Below are 16544 nucleotides of genomic sequence, written 5' to 3' on the forward strand. Positions count from 1 at the left end.
AACTGAGAGCTAGTGAGGCTTATCAGAATTGACCTCATTGGCGGTGTCTTTTTCGAGCGCCGTGCGGCGGGCACTGTAGGCGACGAGGCCGGCGCCTGCCGCGGCGAGTGCTGCTGCGGCTGCCGTAAGGGGAGCGTTGACGTCGCCCGTGCCCGCAAGCGCGCCCGCTTTTCCGGAGCGCTTGTTATTGCCGTGATCCTTGCCACTGCTGGAGCTGCTTCCGCCGGAGCCGCCGCCCTTGTCAGTACCGCCGCCACTCGAGCCGCCACCGCCGTCCGCCGTCATCGGTGCATCGTGAAGTCCTGTCGTATCCGCGCTGTCGTATACGCCGACCTGAACTTCTGAGCGCTCGCATGCCGCGTCGGGCACATGGAGCTCGTGCAGCACGGCACCCAGCGCCGAGTTTGCGCCCGGTCGAATTTCCTCGAGCGTTGCGGGATCGAGCGCCACCAGATTACGCGCCTTCGCATACAGCGTTACGCGTTTGCCCACTTCGTCGCTCCAACTCTCGGGGATAGCGAAGCTCATGCGGAACTGTGCCGTGCAACCCGGTGCCAGCACGGCGTTGCCACTGTCGGCTACCAGCGGGTGCGTTGCAAAAGGTGTGCCCAGCGTTTCGAGCGCGTACTTCACGTGTGCCATGTCGTTGACCGAAGCGTCCTCGGCAAGCTCTGGATCGTAGATCGAAGCCATGCGTGCGTTCGCGCCGAACCCGATGGATGCGCTGGAGAACGGCTGGCTGGAGCCCTCTCGGTACAGATCGATCGTGCCGGCGGCCAGCAAGGTGTTGCCGTCGTTTCGCACCGTGACCATGAAGGATTCGCCTGCTGCTCCGGGCACCACCGCGCCCGAGGTAGCGACCGCGCCCGTCGGAGTGGCACACGCCACCAAGGGCACTTCGATGCCGTGCAGCTCTGCCTCGCTCTTCTCCGCGCTCACAATGTGCGTGGCGAGCGCGGAGAGCATGCCCCCCGACGTCAAAAATGTCGTTATCTGATCGACGGGATGGTTCAGCTCGCACATCACGAACGGCTCCGTGAACAGATCGCCTGCCAAGGTGCTGGCGAAGATGCGGAAGTGCTTGCCCATCACTGCCACCGGGTTGCCTTCTTCGTCGTAGGTTTGTCCCACCTTGCCATCGGTGTTCTCTACATAGAGCGCGCACCTGCCGTTGTCGCTTACGCTAAACGATGCCGGGCCACAGCCTGCGGCACCCACGGGCTGCGTTGCAAATGCCGATGCTCCTCGCGTCCAAGTAATATGCTGCAGTTGCTCGTTGACGGTTGCCAAAAAGCCCGAATGTTGTGGCCACGGCACCGCGTGGGGTACTGTGGCATCTGGTGGCATAACGCCCCAACCCGCGATGGACTGGCCGATCACGGCATACGATGCGCAGCCACAACCGTTTGCAGTTTCATATGCAACGGGCACCACCATTTTGCCGTTGATATTCTCGGGTACGCCCAGCTCGATGCTCGATGGCGCTTGCGGAAAGCGGAGGACCTGACGGAACGTGAGGCTGTCGCCCAAATCATCCGACCACAGGGTGAAGCACTCCAGCGCAACCTCTGCCTCATTGCCCAGCGCCTTTTCTGCGGTGGTTCCGCGGCGGTGGAGGTAAGCGCCCGACAGGCGCCCGTCGACCAGCGTCTTGCCCACCGTGATGCGTGGACACTGCAGACAATGGTGGCCATCCTCCTGAAGGCGGCCGCGCGAGATGCTGCGCCACGACGTGTGCGACATCACGCGAACTCCGTCGTTGCTTATGCGCAGGCGCACAACGGACAGTATGCCGGCTGTGCTTGCCGTATCGAAAAGGGTGTTGTCGCCGTCGGGGCGCTCGCCCGAGACCAGCAGCACGTAAGCGTCCTGGTTTTCTCTTCCGTCCGTATATTCCACTACGTCGAAGTCGTAATCGAATATGCCGTCGCGCTCCACGTCGCCCTCGCCAAAGCCAAGGGGGAAGTCCACGGGCATGGGGGCAGACCACGTGCCGTTTGCCTTTGTGTGCACCACCAGGCGCGAGCGGCCATTGTCGCCGTAGCGCACCGAGGCGATACGGAACAGGCATTCTACGCCGGCGATCATTGCCAGCTTCATGTGAGCTTCGCTGAGCACGCCGGAAAACAGCACGTTGTCGCTCGAGGGCTTGATGCCGCCACGCTCGTCCTCCGATACACCAGCAGAATTGGCGTTGGGGTCCGCAACAGCGTTCGTCGCCTGCCCGATATAGATGTACTCATACATCGGCGCGGCGTTTTCGTCGTTCCCTATCAGTGCGTGGACGAAATGCTCGATCTGTCCCGTGTCGTCGCTTTCTGCATCCGCCTCGAGCTCAATGCGCGTGACCGCTTGATCCCAATCGCGCACGACAGGCGCGACGTTTACGGCGGTGGCCTTAACCTCGGCGCGTGCGAGTAGCTCGGCGTTGGTGACGATGGTGGCCGATGCGATAAATTGCGGCACGCCGCCCGCCTCGATGTTGCCGGGCGTGCCGAAGCGGGCATCCAGCGTATAAGGCGTATCTCCACCCAATGCGAGCTCAGAGCGCTGGAGTACATACTGGTCGCCATTGTTCACCGACATATTCCACGAATCGAGGAGTGTGGGCCACGACCCCGACCAAGCCTTGGTGGTCCACTTGAACATTACGAACTGGAGTATCACATCGACGTCGACGTCTGCACCCACGCGCAGCCGCGGAAGCTGGTGTCCATCTGCCTTCTCGTACCCAATGAACAGCGTGAGGGATGCGGCGCCGCGCACGGCAGACGAGGCGACGCCTGCAACGCCGGCGCCAAAGGTGACGGCAAGCCCGATCTGGATGGTGAACGATCCCGACGTGTTGGAATAGTCGAGCGAAATGTTCTTGAAAAACGCCGCGCCGCTACCGTGCGTGTGGGCGCCCACGGCGAGCGCCAGTTTTGCCAGCACCCAAGGGTTGACGTTTAGGAAAAACGGCACCGGTCCTAGGGTAAACTGCTCGGTCCAATTGAGGTCGGTTCTTACCTGGAAGAGGGCCTTAATATTGCCGTATGCGGGGTCGTTGTTGTTGCCCCAGGTTTTGCCCACCCAATCGTAGGCGAGCGAGCCGTACAGCTGTGTGGCGATATCCATCGTAAACAGCAGCGTGCAGTGGTGACGAAGCAGCTTGGTGTTTCTTGGATCGGTGCCCGAACCGGCACTCATACTCTTATACTGATTCCACTTCCCCTCCATTTCGTCGAGGTAGCGGTTTGCCTGCTTGGCGCCCGACTCACGCGGCGATTTCTTCCAGTATTCCGGATCCGGATTGCCCGAATCGTTCATGTAGCCGACCGGTTTGTATCCTCCGCCAAACAGCACGTATCCGGCAAACGAGAAATCGAAGAGGATCGGAAATGTGGGCATCCAGCACGTGAACTTATTGCCGCCGATGCCGGGAAACGCCGCCGGAAAATCAAACGGAGTGATCTCTTGGTCCATGGTAGTGGGAATGATGGTGGTCGAGCCCGATTCTGCCTTTGCGGCCGGCGCGGTGACAACGGCCATGGGGGAGGAGAGTGTATAGGTTTTGCCCTGATAGTCGAGGACAAAGCGCAGCTTGCATCCTTCCTCCAGAAGGTTTGACGCTGCATCGAGGAACTTGTCTTCGAGTGTGAACGTCGCCAGATTATTCGTGCCCGATGCGCTGGCCTTGACTTGGCCAATCTGCGTGACGGTTTCGGGTGAGCTGCTCGTGTCGGGCATTACCTTGTTGATGCGCAGCGTTGCCTGTCCACCCTGTGGCAGATGTGCCTGCACGGTAAAGGCGTGCGTGTTGGGTTGGTCGTTTGCCGTGTCGTCCTTCGGCAATGCCATGAACGTAGCGTCGGCGTACTGGATGTCCCATTCGTCGAATGTGAGCTGGCGGAAGTACGGCTCGCCGTCGGAAAGCGGACGCGTGGGCGCGGTTATGGCGGTGCCACCCTGGATACGCGCGAGGGGAATCTCGACATCGCGGTAGCCTTTCATGCTGATGGAGATACCGCCGTTAAAGTCGTACGCGTCGAGAAGCGTTGCCTCGTCCACGTAGCCTTCCGAAAGCGGCGCGATTTCAAAGATGGCCGTGCCCTCGTCATCGGTCGTGGCGGTGAGCTGCTTGCCTGTGGCATAGCGCGATGTGAGCGTGACCTGGGCGCCCGTGATGGGCGTATTCTTGTTGGCGACGTCGACCACGACCACACCAAACATGGTACGCGAGAGCACCAAGACCTTGAAGGGATCATCTTCATCGGCGTATGCCTCGGTGGGGGCGAACGGCAGTATGAAGGCGTTTGCGCTTCCCGGCACGCGCGGCAACATAATGCTCGCCAGCGAGGACGCTCCGGCAACAAGTAACGAACGGCGATCAAGCATCTTTGGCTCCCATCCCGCAGGTATCGGTGGAAATAATCCAATTTTGCGAGAAGGCATCCTGTCACGGTAGTGCCGTCCGAGGGCCAAAATGTCCAATTTGAGCGAGCGAAGCGCCGGGGCTCCGGGGCGCACGTGCCGCGCTAGGCAGTCTGGCCGCTAACGCAGCATATGAGCGACCAGTTCGGTGCGCGTGCCGATGCCAAGCTTTGCATACACGTTGGACAGTCGATTTTTAACGGTACCTGGCGACACGCCCATGTGGCGTGCGATTTCGGCGTTGGTCCATCCGCGGCAGGCGAGCATGGCCATGGTGAACTCCGTGGTCGTTAAATCGTCGGCAACGTCCTCGCCCGAATCGGGGTTGTGGATGCGCCGCCAGCCGTAGCTGAATCGATACGTAATCTCGATGATACGTGCGAAATCGTCAGGGTATTGCGATTTTAGGCATGCCTCGATGAGCCCCTGCAAAAGGCCGTGGTGCTCGCCAATGAGCTCGATAAGGCCGTCGGGGCGCGCAATGTTCCAAGCGGCTCCGAAGTGCGTTTTTGCGGCGTCGACGTCTTTGAGACTCATGCATGCCATGGAAGCTGCCAGGTGCAGGAACAGTTCCGAGATCGGATAGCTCCCCTGTTTCATGATCAGGGCGTTTTCCGCCATGCCCAGACTGCGGCCATATTCGCCGCGCAGGTACAGGGCATGCGCCATCACGTAGCTGGCGAACAGGCGCAGGCCTTCGGGCAGATGCGCCGCAAGCGGATAAAACTCTTCGGCAGAATACGGGGAAGACAAGTGCAGCAGGACGCTTGCGGCCGAGGCGAACAGGATATGCGTAGCGTGGATGGCGGGCGATTCCTCGTCGGCCGGCGTATCGAGGATGCCAGCAAGGCACCGGCGGGCGTCGGCGATACGGTTGAGCGACAGACTGGCGTATCCGCAGATAAAGCATGCGGAATAGCGCAGTGCGGGATCGGTGGCGTCAAGATAGGGGCGCGCCGTCTTGGCGGCGAGGGCGGCCTGTCCGCGAAAGTACAGCGCTTCTGCCGTGGCAATGGCGCGCGAATCGGGGTCGGAAATGCCTGCAACCGCAGCGTCAATCTGCCCCGGCACAAAGGCGGTGCACATCAACGGCATGGGAACGCGTGGGTAGCCATCGCAGTCCATCTTCCATCTCCCAACAGCTGGCAACAATAGCAGCAATTGTACTCCTGTTGCTCGGGACCCCTTTCGTTTTACTGTTCGGTTAACGCTGCGGATCGTTTTGGAAGGCTTACGAGCATGGTGGTCCCGTTCTCAGAACTTGCTTCGACCTCTACCGTGCCACCGTGAAGCGTTGCAATCTCCCAAACGAGCGCTAGTCCGAGTCCTGCACCGCCGTATGCCCTGCTGCGGGATTTGTCTAGACGAAAGAACGGCTGGAAGATGCTCTCTCGGTACTTCTTGGGTATTCCCGGGCCCTCATCTTTGACTCGTAGGAGCACGTGGCTGTCGCTGTCGCTGATGGAGACGTTGACAGTCGAGCCGGGGCGGCTGTAACGGATGGCATTTTCGACCAGGTTAAACACCAGCCGATAGAGGAGCGTGTCGCTCCCGATTACTAAAGCGTCTCCAGCGCAATCGAGGGTTATGTCTTTATCCTCAGCAAGTGGCGCAAGGTCAGTGAGGACCTCTTCGGACAAGGGACCAAGTTCCACATCGTCCTCGCAAGGAACGCTGCGGAGCTCACTCATCTCGAGCAATACCTTGGCCATTCGAGACATGCGCTCGGTTTGTTCTTGTAGCAGGCCGAGCAGCTCGGCTGTTTCGGGTTGCAAACCGGAGTGCTCGGAGATGAATAGTTCAATCTGTGCTTGCATAAGGGCGAGCGGGGTGCGCAGCTCGTGTGCGGCGTTGCCGGTAAACTGACGCTGTGCAGAGAACCCTTCGCCAAGACGGTCGATCATGTCATTGAAAGAGGCACTGCATCGTTGTAGCTCGGTGGGCACATCTTCACTGAGTCTGATTTCGCTTAGGTTATCAGGCTGCACACGCTCAACCTGGGCTGCAAAAGCCCGTAGCGGTTTGAGTGCACGGCCGCTCACAAAGTATGCCAGCACGCCGCCAAGGAGTGTGATTCCAGTCGTGATGTACCAGGCTGCCGTGCCAAAAGACTCCTGTGCGTCGTTTACGACGATCGTGACCTTGTCATAGAGGGCCGCTTTCGTTGGGTCGAACGCCTGGGGCGAATCTTCGCCGGTTGCGTTAAAGGCCGAGATGTCGCTGCCGATGGCATCCATATAGCGCATGCCCGTATAGCCGACCAGGCAGTTCGTCAGCACGCATGCTGCACACGTGAGCAGTGCCGTCATAATCGTTATGCGCCATTGCAGCGAAAGCCCTTTCATTCTCCATCCTCCATAACGTAGCCCTCTCCAATCCGATTGCGAATCGGGTCGTATCCCAAAACGCCACGCAACTTTTTTCGGAGCGACGAGATGTGAACGCGGGTTGCGTTGCTAAAACAGTTCACGGTGCTATCCCAAACGTGCTCGATAAGCTCCTCTTGGCTTACCGGTCGCCCCTGATTAAGCATCAGGTATTCCAAGATTCCCGTTTCCTTGCGTGTAAGAGATAAGGCCTCGCTGCCCACGGAAGCGATGCGCGCCTTGGTGTCAAAGCTGAGTTTTCCGCAGGTTAATACTATGTCGCTTTGTGCGAAGCGCCTGAGGGTAAGGCTGCGGATCCTTGCCGCAAGTTCGTCCAGATGAAACGGCTTGGTGAGGTAATCGTTGGCGCCGGCATCGAGTCCGTCGACCTTATCGGATACTTCGCCACGCGCGGACAGAATCAGCACCTTGGTCTCGCAGTCGGTTTTCCTAAGTTCCCTGAGCACGGTCATGCCATCGATACGGGGAAGGTTGAGGTCGAGTACCACGAGGTCAAAGACTTCGACGCCCAGCAGGTCGAGCGCCTCCTGTCCATCGTGACAGCAGTCGACGCTGTACGCCAAGTTTCGCAAACTGCGCGCGATTGCATCGCACAGTGCTCGCTCGTCTTCGACGATCAAAATACGCATAACAGTCTCCTTGCACATTCCAAATCGCGCTTAACACGGATTTTATAGTCGATATGGTCCAATGGTCGCGTAACGAAAGGAGTGGTCGAGTTGTTCAAAGCGGTAAAACCCATGGTACAGGTCGCTTTGTTGATCGTCGGAATTGCCATGGTGTGCTTTGGTGTTATGCGTGGCGAGGCGGATGCCGTGCTGGCCAAAGCGATTAGGCTGTGCTTGGAGTGTATCGGAATTGGATAAAAGAGAAAACACTGCGTCGCATGTTTTGGCCCGATTTCGCGGATTCATTCAGGCGGCGGCGACGCTGGTCACCAACATTCACCTGCCAAACTTTGCCAAAGGAAGCATCTATCAGGGCGCGGGAAAAACAGTCTGCGTACCTGGACTTAATTGCTATTCGTGCCCCGCGGCATCGGGTGCGTGCCCCATCGGGTCGTTCCAGTCGGTGGTAGGTTCATCCAAGTTCAACTTTTCTTACTATGTTACCGGTACGCTCATTTTGCTCGGCGTGCTGTTGGGACGCTTTGTATGCGGCTTTCTGTGCCCGTTTGGCTGGCTGCAGGAGCTGCTTCATAAGATTCCCGGCAAAAAGTTCTCCACGAAAAAGCTTAAGCCGCTCACGTACGTCAAGTACGTCGTGCTGCTGTTTGCCGTGGTGCTGCTGCCCGTCTTGGTGGTTAACGACGTGGGCATGGGCGACCCGTTCTTTTGCAAATACGTCTGTCCGCAGGGCGTGCTCGAGGGCGCCATTCCGCTGGCCATTGCCAATGCCGGCATTCGATCTGCGTTGGGACATCTCTTTACTTGGAAACTTGCCGTTCTCATTGCCGCGGTAGTGCTGAGCGTTTTGTTCTATCGCCCCTTCTGCAAATGGATTTGTCCACTCGGCGCATTCTATGCGCTCATGAATAAGGTATCCCTACTGGGGATCCGGGTCGATGCATGCAAATGTGTCTCGTGCGGCAAGTGCTCAAAGGTTTGTCAGATGGACGTTGATGTGGTCCACTCGCCCAATCATGCCGAATGCATCCGGTGCGGAAAGTGCATCGGGGCCTGTCCCGTCGATGCCATCAGCTATCGCTATGGCCTGGATGTGTCGGCGGAAAAGCTCCCCTTGACCGCCGATAAAAAGTAAACAAGCTTCGACAAAACGGAGGAATGACTATGAAGCTTTCTAAGATTGCGGCCCTGTTTATGGTGCCGGTATTGGCCTTGTGCCTTGTGGCATGTTCGGCGCCCGGTGGCAATGCGAGCGAATCTGCGAGCTCCGATCCTAAGATTGCAGAACTCACTGCGCAGAAGCCGGCCAATGCCGACGAGGCCGCCGAGCTGTATGCGAAGCTCATGCAGAAGGAGAACGAGATCTTTTCGAGTGATAACGCGCTGTGGGAAAAGGTATTCAATGCGGCAAATAAAGACTCGGCAATGATTGAGGACGGCAGCAATTACGGCGATTTCCTGCTCAAGACCATCGACGGCGCCAAGGATGAGTTCACGGCGAATGAGCTTAAGACACTCAAGGCCGGTGCACAGCAGATCAAGGAGATCGAGGACAAGCTCGAGAGCCTGGAGAAGGAGTTCCCCGGCTGTGGAAGCACGCCGAGTGCAGGCGAGAGCGTCGACGCTTCGGCCGCTGGCATGACGGCTGGTGCCAATGCTTCGAGCGAGGCGACGAAGTTCCCCAGCTTTACGGGCAAGGACCTGGATGGCAACGACGTGAACAGCGACGAGCTGTTCTCTAAGAACAAAGTCACCGTCATGAACTTCTGGTTCACTACTTGCAAGCCGTGCGTGGGCGAGCTGGGCGATCTTGAGAAACTGAATCAGGAGCTTGCCGAGAAGGGCGGCCAGGTCGTGGGCGTCAATTCCTTTACGCTCGATGGCAACAAGGGCGAGATTGCAGATGCCAAGGACGTGCTGAGCAAGAAGGGCGTGACATATAAGAACATCTGGTTCAAGTCGGATAGCGAGGCCGGTAAGTTTACGTCAAATTTGTTCTCGTTCCCGACAACGTATGTCATCGATCAGAATGGCAACATCGTAGGGGATCCAATCGTGGGAGCCATCAGCTCCGCCGAGCAGCGCACAGCACTCGACAAGCTTATCGACCAGGCGATTGCGAATAGCGAGCAGTAAAAAACGTGTAAGCATAGCGAGGATCGTGCGCCGCTGTGCGAAGTAGTTCGCTACCTTTCAAAATAAGCTCCACCATATAGAGGTCCCGCTCGGGACCTCTTCTTTTGGGCGTCATCCCGTTCGTTTTTTGGCGCGGTTCGTTACATTCCTCACTGGCTCCGGCAAAAAATGGGGATAGAGTAGGACAAACGCGTCGAATACGAACGGCGGGGGAGAGCGGGCAAGTGCGCCCGCGTGGGAGAGGTTGCCGTCCATGTTGGAGCTCAAAGGTATTTGCAAAAGGTACGTTACGCAGTCGTTTACGCAGGTGGCGCTCGACAGCGTAAGCCTGTCTTTTCGCAATAACGAGTTCGTGGCCATTCTGGGACCTTCGGGGTCGGGTAAAACTACGATGCTCAACGTTATCGGTGGGCTCGATCATTTCGATTCCGGCGACCTGCTGATCGACGGTATTTCGACCAAGGATTTTCACGATCGCGATTGGGATGCCTATCGCAACAACCGCATCGGCTTTGTGTTCCAGAGCTATAACCTCATTCCGCATCAGACCATTTTGGAAAACGTGGAGCTGGCGCTCACGCTTACGGGCGTGGGGCATGCCGAGCGCCGCCAGCGTGCGCGCGAGGCGTTGGAGAAAGTTGGCCTGGGCGAGCACGTGAACAAGCGCCCGAGCCAGCTTTCGGGCGGACAGATGCAGCGCGTGGCCATTGCCCGCGCCCTGATCAACGATCCCGAGATTGTGCTGGCAGACGAGCCGACCGGCGCTTTGGATTCAACGACATCCGTACAGGTCATGGATTTGCTCAAGGACGTGGCGCGCGACCGCTTGGTTATTATGGTCACGCACAATCCCGAGCTGGCATACCAATATGCCACGCGCATTGTCAACCTGGTGGACGGCAAGATCACCGACGATTCCGACCCCTTTGATGTAGTAAAGGCCGCGCGTCGCGAGGCCAAGCCCACGCGCAAAACCTCGATGAGCTTTGTGACGGCGCTGGGGCTTTCTGCTCGAAACCTCATGACCAAGAAAGGCCGTACGGCCATGACTGCCTTTGCGGGCTCGATTGGCATTATCGGTATCGCGGCAATCCTGGCGCTCTCCAATGGCGTAAACGGCTACATCAAAAAGGTCGAGGAGGACACGCTCTCGAGCTACCCGCTCACCATCTCCAAGCAGGACTACGACCTGTCGTCCATGATGGGCGGACAGGGGGCTGCGGATGATGACTCGCCTGAAAACGTGGATTCGTCCGACGACAGTGCCGAAACCGATAAGATTCCCGTGGTTACGGCCGTAAAGGATATGTTTGCGAGCGTTAAGTCCAACGACATGACGAGCTTTAAGGCATGGCTCGATGCCGGTGGCGACGGCATCGACAAAGAGGTCAACGCCATTCAGTACGGCTACGGTGTATCGCCGGTTGTCTATCGTGCGGGTAAGGGCGACGAGAAGCCTGTCCGGTTGGTGCCCAACGCCATGACCGAGGCCATGAGCGGAGGCGCGAGCTCGGCGGCAACGGTGAGCATGGAATCCATGGGAACCTCGGTCTTTAACGAGATGATCGACGACCAGAGCCTGCTCGACAGTCAGTACGATGTCGTCGCCGGTCATTGGCCCACGTCCGCCAACGAAGCCGTAATGGTGCTCTCGAGTCGTGGCACGGTGGGCGACTACACGCTCTACAGCATCGGCGCGCTGGATATCAATGAGCTCAACGATCTGGTAAACAGCGCTATGACGGCTGACGGTGGGGTCGAAACGCCCGAGACCGGCACCGAATTTACCTACGACGATGCGCTGTCCACGACGTTTAAGGTGCTGTCGCCGGCCGATGCCTATCGCAAAAACGAAGAGACCGGCATGTGGACTGACATGTCTGACGATGCCGACTTTATGACGGCCAAGGTTGCCGACGGTATCGACGTGCACATTGTGGGTGTGGTGCGACCTAACGAGACCGCCAACGCGAGCGCGTTGTCTCCGGGTATTGCCTATACGCATGCACTGACTCGCCAGCTTATGGAGCGCGCCGCCGATTCGCAGATTGTGCAGGAGCAACTCGACCACCCCGAGACGGATGTCTTTACAGGCAAAACCTTCGACGAGCTGCAAGGCGAGGCCAAGCAAGGCGTGGATCTGGGTAGCATGTTCAGTGTGGACGAGGCAGCGCTCAAGAGCGCGTTTTCGTTCGATACATCTGCGCTCTCGGGTGCAGCCGGCAGTATGGACCTTTCTGGCATCGATCTGTCGGGGCTGGACATTGACCTTTCGGGCGTTGGCAAGGACATCGACTTCAGCGACATCATGGCAAAAGCGCCAACCCCAGATTTCTCGGGTATCTTTGACGGTCTGGAACTCACGCCCGAGCAAATGCAGCAGGTGGGAACGCTAGCCAACCAGCTGTTTGAGAGCTTTTTGCAGTCTGATCAGTTTAGGGCGCTGTCGCCCGAAGATCTTAAGGACGCGTCAAAGCTCTCTGTCGCATTCTCGACGTATCTTGAGAATGATGCCGCAGCCCAGCAATGCCTGGCTCAGCTTAAGGCCCTCGGCGGCGATGCCCTGGCCGAGCGCCTGCAGCAGGCGATGACCGACTATGTGCAAAAGCAGCTGGCTCCGTATCTGCAGCAGGCTATGGATCAGGTGATGAAGGCAATCAGCGAGCAGATAGCGTCGACGGTATCATCCCAGCTCAAGGCGGGCGCGGCAGGGCTTATGGACCAGATGGCGACGCAGATGTCTTCGAGTTTTGCTAACCTGGCGAGCGCCATGCGCGTGGATGCGAGTGCCTTTGCTCGTGCTATCCATTTCAACATGGACGCCGAGGACCTGAGCTCGCTCATGATGAGCTATGCCAAGGCGTCGAAGCTCACCTACGACAACAATCTGACCACGTTGGGCTATGCGGACGAGGCAGACCCCATCTCGGTCAAGATTTTCCCGCGCGACTTTGAGGCCAAGGAGCGCGTGCTCGATCACATCGACGCGTACAACAAGCAGGTCAAAGCCTCTGGCCACGATGAACAGGCAATCTCATACACCGACTACATGGGCATCATCATGGGCTCGGTGACCGACATCGTGAACACCATCAGCTTGGTGCTCATCGCATTCGTGAGTATCAGCCTGGTGGTGAGCTCCATCATGATCGGCATCATCACCTACATCAGCGTGCTGGAACGCAAAAAGGAGATTGGCATCCTGCGTGCGATCGGCGCGTCGAAGCGTAACGTGGCCAACGTATTCAATGCCGAGACCTTTATCGAGGGCCTCATTGCCGGCGTCTTTGCTGTTGTCGTCGTGGTGGCCGTGAGCTTCCCGGTCAATGCTTGGGCGCTTGCGGTCAAACAGGTCCCCAACCTAATGAGTCTGCCCGTGCGGGATGCGCTGGTGCTCATTGCAATTTCTGTGTTGCTGACGGTCGTTGCCGGCCTGCTGCCGGCCCGCAGCGCATCCAAGAAGGACCCCGTCGAAGCCCTGCGCTCCGAATAATGTGACAAAGGGACAGTCCCTTTGTCACGTTCGTTGATATGAGAGAAGAGTAGATGATTCTATCGTTGGCCCCTATGGAGGGGATTACCGGGCATGTGTTCCGTCGCGTGCATGCGGAGTGCTTCGGTGCGCTCGATTGCTATTACACGCCGTTTTTGCCGCCGCCGCGGGTGGGAAACCGCTTTGGCGGCAAGGCGTTTAAGGAGATCGATCCTGCCAATAACCAGGGGCTCAACGTAGTGCCTCAGCTGATGTCCAAGAACGCGGACGAGTTTGTGTGGGCGGCACAGGTGCTCGCCGACATGGGCTACCGCGAGGTCAATCTCAACCTGGGTTGCCCCTCGGGTACGGTTGTTGCCAAGGGCAAGGGCTCGGGTTTCTTGCGCAATCTCGACGAGCTCGAGGCGTTCTTAAGTGATGTGTGCGAGCGGTCGCCGTTGCCGGTGTCGGTAAAGACCAGGCTGGGGCTGGAGAATGACGACGAATACGAGCGCGTGCTCGATCTGTATTGCCGCATGCCGCTAACAGAGCTGATCGTGCATCCGCGCGTACAGAAGGACCGTTATACAGGCTCGCCGCGCAAAGAGTTTTATGGCGAGACGCTGGAGCGTGCGCCGTTTCCGGTGGCCTATAACGGCGACATTTTCGATCTTGAGGATATGGACGCGCTGGCGGAGGCCTATCCCGACACGCGCCATGTAATGCTAGGGCGTGGCCTGCTCGCGAACCCCGCGCTGGCTCGCATGGTCAAGGGCGGCCCTGCTGCAACGGCTGCTGAGCTGCAGCGCTTCCACGACACGCTGTTTGCGGCATATGCAGAAGAGATTGGCGGCAATGCGGTCTTCCGCATGAAGGAGTGGTGGTTCTACGCCAAGTGCGCTTTCGCTGATCCCGCTACCGTCCACAAGATCGTACGCAAGACCAAAAAGGTCGACGAATACCGCGCTGCCGTCGAGCGCGTCTTTCGTGAACAGCCGCTTGCACCCACAGCTCGCTTCCACGGCTAACTAGTCATCGGGGGCGTTCTTTAACGACTGGTCATTTAAGGACGTCCCCAACGACTATGTAGCAAAAAGCTGTACACCAGCATCCAAAGATGTCGAAAAATGTCGACTTTGGATGCTGGTGTACATGTTTGGGTCCGACGGGGGAGCGGGCCTAGGCAATCAGTGCATCAAGTGTAATGAGCTCTCTGAGCCGCTCCGTGCGTGTTTGCCCATGGCGTTTGGCTTTTTCGTCAAACGCCTCAAGAATCGATTCGCCCACACGTGCTGATATAACGACGCTCGGCTCATCGGAGATTGGTGGCCTTCCCAACTTGATGGTGCGACCTTTCGGCCACTCATCTTTTTCGTAGGCTTCCGCGGCTTTCTTCAACTCTCCGGGAGCAAACCCCATCATCTTTTCGAGCTGCTTAGCATCCATGGCGCCTCCTATCGATCGACATAATGTCGAGCGCCGGTTCTCGGATTCTCTTTTTGTATACAATTTTGTAGACAAAAATACAAGCAGTTCATCGGGCTAATTAGCTTGTTTTGACCTGCCTGTTCGATAGGAAATGAGCATTGACGGCTTCGATACTCCTTTGCTTTTCAGCTTGGAATTTGGATGCTCATTGAACTTCCGGAGGGGAGCCCTTTATTAAGCTATTGAGATTCTGGGCAGGAGCTCTCACTGGTCTTCGGTAATGGGGTCAGCTTAATTCGCGACACAGTGTGTCGCGAATGGGAGTAGTCGTTAGGTGTCCTTCAATGGCTACTCATATAAGAACGTTCAAGTGTCGGATTTTGTCATTTAGTGTCGCTCTCAGCGACTATTCTGGAGGGTCGTGGTCAAAAAAGGGCAAATATGAGTACTGTTGCCATTATGGCTGCATTTATTTGCTATAAATTGTAGCTCCTGATGAGATTTGTTCCCATTAAGAGCTACTTTTATTGAACATATGAGGAGAAATAACGTCGTCTGCGGACGAGTGGAACGTTGAATAGTTCCTGAAGTGATCAAAATCGCTGCTACTAAACAGGTAGCAGTACTCATATTTGCCCTTTTTTGACCACAGCCCTCTCGGAAACCTTTCCAGAGGCGTCAAACAGCCATAATCCAAAGGTCTCCTCAAACAATTAGCCGGCCAAGAGCGTCCATGACTACCAAAAAGCTGTACGCCAGCATCCAAAGATGTCGAAAAATGTCGACTTTGGATGCTGGTGTACATGTTTGGGTCGTATGGGTTGGGGCCCTGGACGGACAGAGCGTGCGTACTAGAGCAGGTTTTCCTGCACCCACGCGATGATGTCGCTCGATTCGTAGAGTGGTTTGCCGTCGATGAACAGGCAGGGAACCTGGCGTTTTCCGCCGACGGCGATGAGTGTCTGTTCGGCATCGGAATCGGTCGAGATATTGCGCTCGGGAATGGTCACGCCGTTATCGGCCAAAAAGTGCTTGACCTTTAAGCAATACGGGCAGCCGGTCATAACGTACAGCGCGAGCTCGTGATTAGTAGCCATAGGTCTCCAATCGGTTGAGGTTTTGATTGAAATACCCAAAGCCGCCGCGGTCTATGCGCGCGTCAACGAAGACTCGATGGCCTGGACCAGAAACGCCGTGGCTCCGGTGGCGCAGGGCTTGTCGTAGTAGTCAACAAAGCGCTGGTCGGCAAGATAACCGTGGGCGAGGCCCAGGTACGCCTCGTCTTGGGGCTCGCATCCCCAGTTGAGAGCAATCCAGCGACGATGCATCGCGACAAGCTTACGAGCCTCGTTGCTCTCTGGGTCGCCAATGCCCATGGCAATCGAGAGCTGGCCCAGAATAGCGCGTTCAAGTTCCTTCATGTCGTTCCATGTCTCGGGGTCCATGTCCAGCAACGCTTCGTTTGCTGCATCGATAGCCTCATCGCCGTAGCGCGCCCGCGCCTCGGCACCGTAGCGCGCCTCGTTTTCCTGCACGGTGCGCCAGCGCTCCAGTTGCGGCAGGACGGCGCCCATGAGCGAGACGGCTTCGTCGAGCGACATGCCAGTGTTTTGTGCCAGGCGCGGGGCACAATCCTCAATCATTGCCTCCATGGTGGTGTCATAGGTGTACTGGCCGTGGTCGTAGCACCACTTGCAGTAATGTTCGGTCGTGGCGCCCGTGGCATCGGTGCCGCAGTCGCCGGGCGTGAGTATCATGCCGCAGCTCTGGCAATAGTGCTCGGGCATTTCGAGCAGGTGAGACAGGGGGTCGCCGGTCACAGCGGCAATGAGCTTCATCATGTCGATGCCCGGTGTGACCTCGCCGCGTTCCCAACGGCTGACGGCTTGGCGCGTGACGAAGAGCTTGGCGGCGAGCTGCTCCTGGGTAAGGTGATGGACGCGACGGACAGCGATGAGCTTTTCTGCAAAGGCCATAGCGGCTCCTTTCTGCTGGTTGATGGCTTAAGCATACGCGGCGGCAGGCACCCTTCCAAGCAACCGTTGGTTGCACGACGGGGGACCGCGGCGAAGAATTGCGCAC

The 16544-nt window shown here is 57.7% G+C and carries 12 protein-coding genes; 5 read left to right on the plus strand and 7 right to left on the minus strand.

Features of this window, described 5'->3' with window-relative positions; genetic code table 11:
• Positions 1–9: 9 nt before the first annotated feature.
• The 4 genes from AAAX72_RS08255 to AAAX72_RS08270 all read right to left on the minus strand — a co-directional run bounded on the left by AAAX72_RS08255 (position 10) and on the right by AAAX72_RS08270 (position 7429).
• Positions 10–4377 (minus strand): hypothetical protein, encoded by a 4368-nt coding sequence (locus tag AAAX72_RS08255; protein ID WP_349129937.1) that lies wholly within the window; start codon positions 4375–4377, stop codon positions 10–12.
• A 156-nt stretch (positions 4378–4533) separates the two neighbouring features.
• Positions 4534–5538, minus strand: coding sequence for a LuxR C-terminal-related transcriptional regulator (locus AAAX72_RS08260; RefSeq protein WP_349129939.1), 1005 nt, complete (start codon positions 5536–5538; stop codon positions 4534–4536).
• 68 nt (positions 5539–5606) lie between these two features.
• Positions 5607–6758, minus strand: a complete 1152-nt coding sequence (locus tag AAAX72_RS08265; RefSeq protein ID WP_349129940.1) for an ATP-binding protein — start codon at positions 6756–6758, stop codon at positions 5607–5609.
• Complete coding sequence (locus AAAX72_RS08270) at positions 6755–7429, minus strand: response regulator transcription factor (RefSeq protein WP_349129943.1); 675 nt, start codon at positions 7427–7429, stop codon at positions 6755–6757. Before AAAX72_RS08270 ends, AAAX72_RS08265 begins: the two co-directional genes overlap by 4 nt.
• Positions 7430–7540: 111 nt before the next feature.
• On the opposite strand from AAAX72_RS08270, the gene AAAX72_RS08275 reads away from it, so the two are divergent.
• The 5 genes from AAAX72_RS08275 to AAAX72_RS08295 all read left to right on the plus strand — a co-directional run bounded on the left by AAAX72_RS08275 (position 7541) and on the right by AAAX72_RS08295 (position 14062).
• Positions 7541–7666 (plus strand): CD1871A family CXXC motif-containing protein, encoded by a 126-nt coding sequence (locus tag AAAX72_RS08275; protein WP_035586275.1) that lies wholly within the window; start codon positions 7541–7543, stop codon positions 7664–7666.
• Complete coding sequence (locus tag AAAX72_RS08280; protein ID WP_349129945.1) at positions 7659–8561, plus strand: 4Fe-4S binding protein; 903 nt, start codon at positions 7659–7661, stop codon at positions 8559–8561. Before AAAX72_RS08275 ends, AAAX72_RS08280 begins: the two co-directional genes overlap by 8 nt.
• 29 nt (positions 8562–8590) lie before the next feature.
• Positions 8591–9562, plus strand: coding sequence for a TlpA disulfide reductase family protein (locus tag AAAX72_RS08285; protein WP_349129947.1), 972 nt, complete (start codon positions 8591–8593; stop codon positions 9560–9562).
• A 253-nt stretch (positions 9563–9815) separates the two neighbouring features.
• Complete coding sequence (locus AAAX72_RS08290; RefSeq protein WP_349129948.1) at positions 9816–13055, plus strand: ABC transporter ATP-binding protein/permease; 3240 nt, start codon at positions 9816–9818, stop codon at positions 13053–13055.
• Between the two features lie 53 nt (positions 13056–13108).
• Positions 13109–14062, plus strand: a complete 954-nt coding sequence (locus AAAX72_RS08295; protein WP_349129950.1) for a tRNA-dihydrouridine synthase family protein — start codon at positions 13109–13111, stop codon at positions 14060–14062.
• Between the two features lie 151 nt (positions 14063–14213).
• On the opposite strand, the gene AAAX72_RS08300 is transcribed toward AAAX72_RS08295, so the two are convergent.
• The 3 genes from AAAX72_RS08300 to AAAX72_RS08310 form a co-directional block, all read right to left on the minus strand.
• Positions 14214–14480 (minus strand): ribbon-helix-helix protein, CopG family, encoded by a 267-nt coding sequence (locus AAAX72_RS08300; protein ID WP_148346585.1) that lies wholly within the window; start codon positions 14478–14480, stop codon positions 14214–14216.
• 833 nt (positions 14481–15313) lie between these two features.
• A complete protein-coding gene (locus AAAX72_RS08305; RefSeq protein ID WP_117763676.1) occupies positions 15314–15559 on the minus strand; it encodes a glutaredoxin in 246 nt (81 codons plus the stop codon).
• 51 nt (positions 15560–15610) lie between these two features.
• On the minus strand, positions 15611–16438 hold the full coding sequence (locus AAAX72_RS08310; RefSeq protein ID WP_349129953.1) for a TipAS antibiotic-recognition domain-containing protein: 828 nt from the start codon (positions 16436–16438) through the stop codon (positions 15611–15613).
• Positions 16439–16544: the final 106 nt, after the last annotated feature.

Source organism: Collinsella sp. CLA-ER-H8, assembly GCF_040092335.1.
Lineage (GTDB): Bacteria > Actinomycetota > Coriobacteriia > Coriobacteriales > Coriobacteriaceae > Collinsella.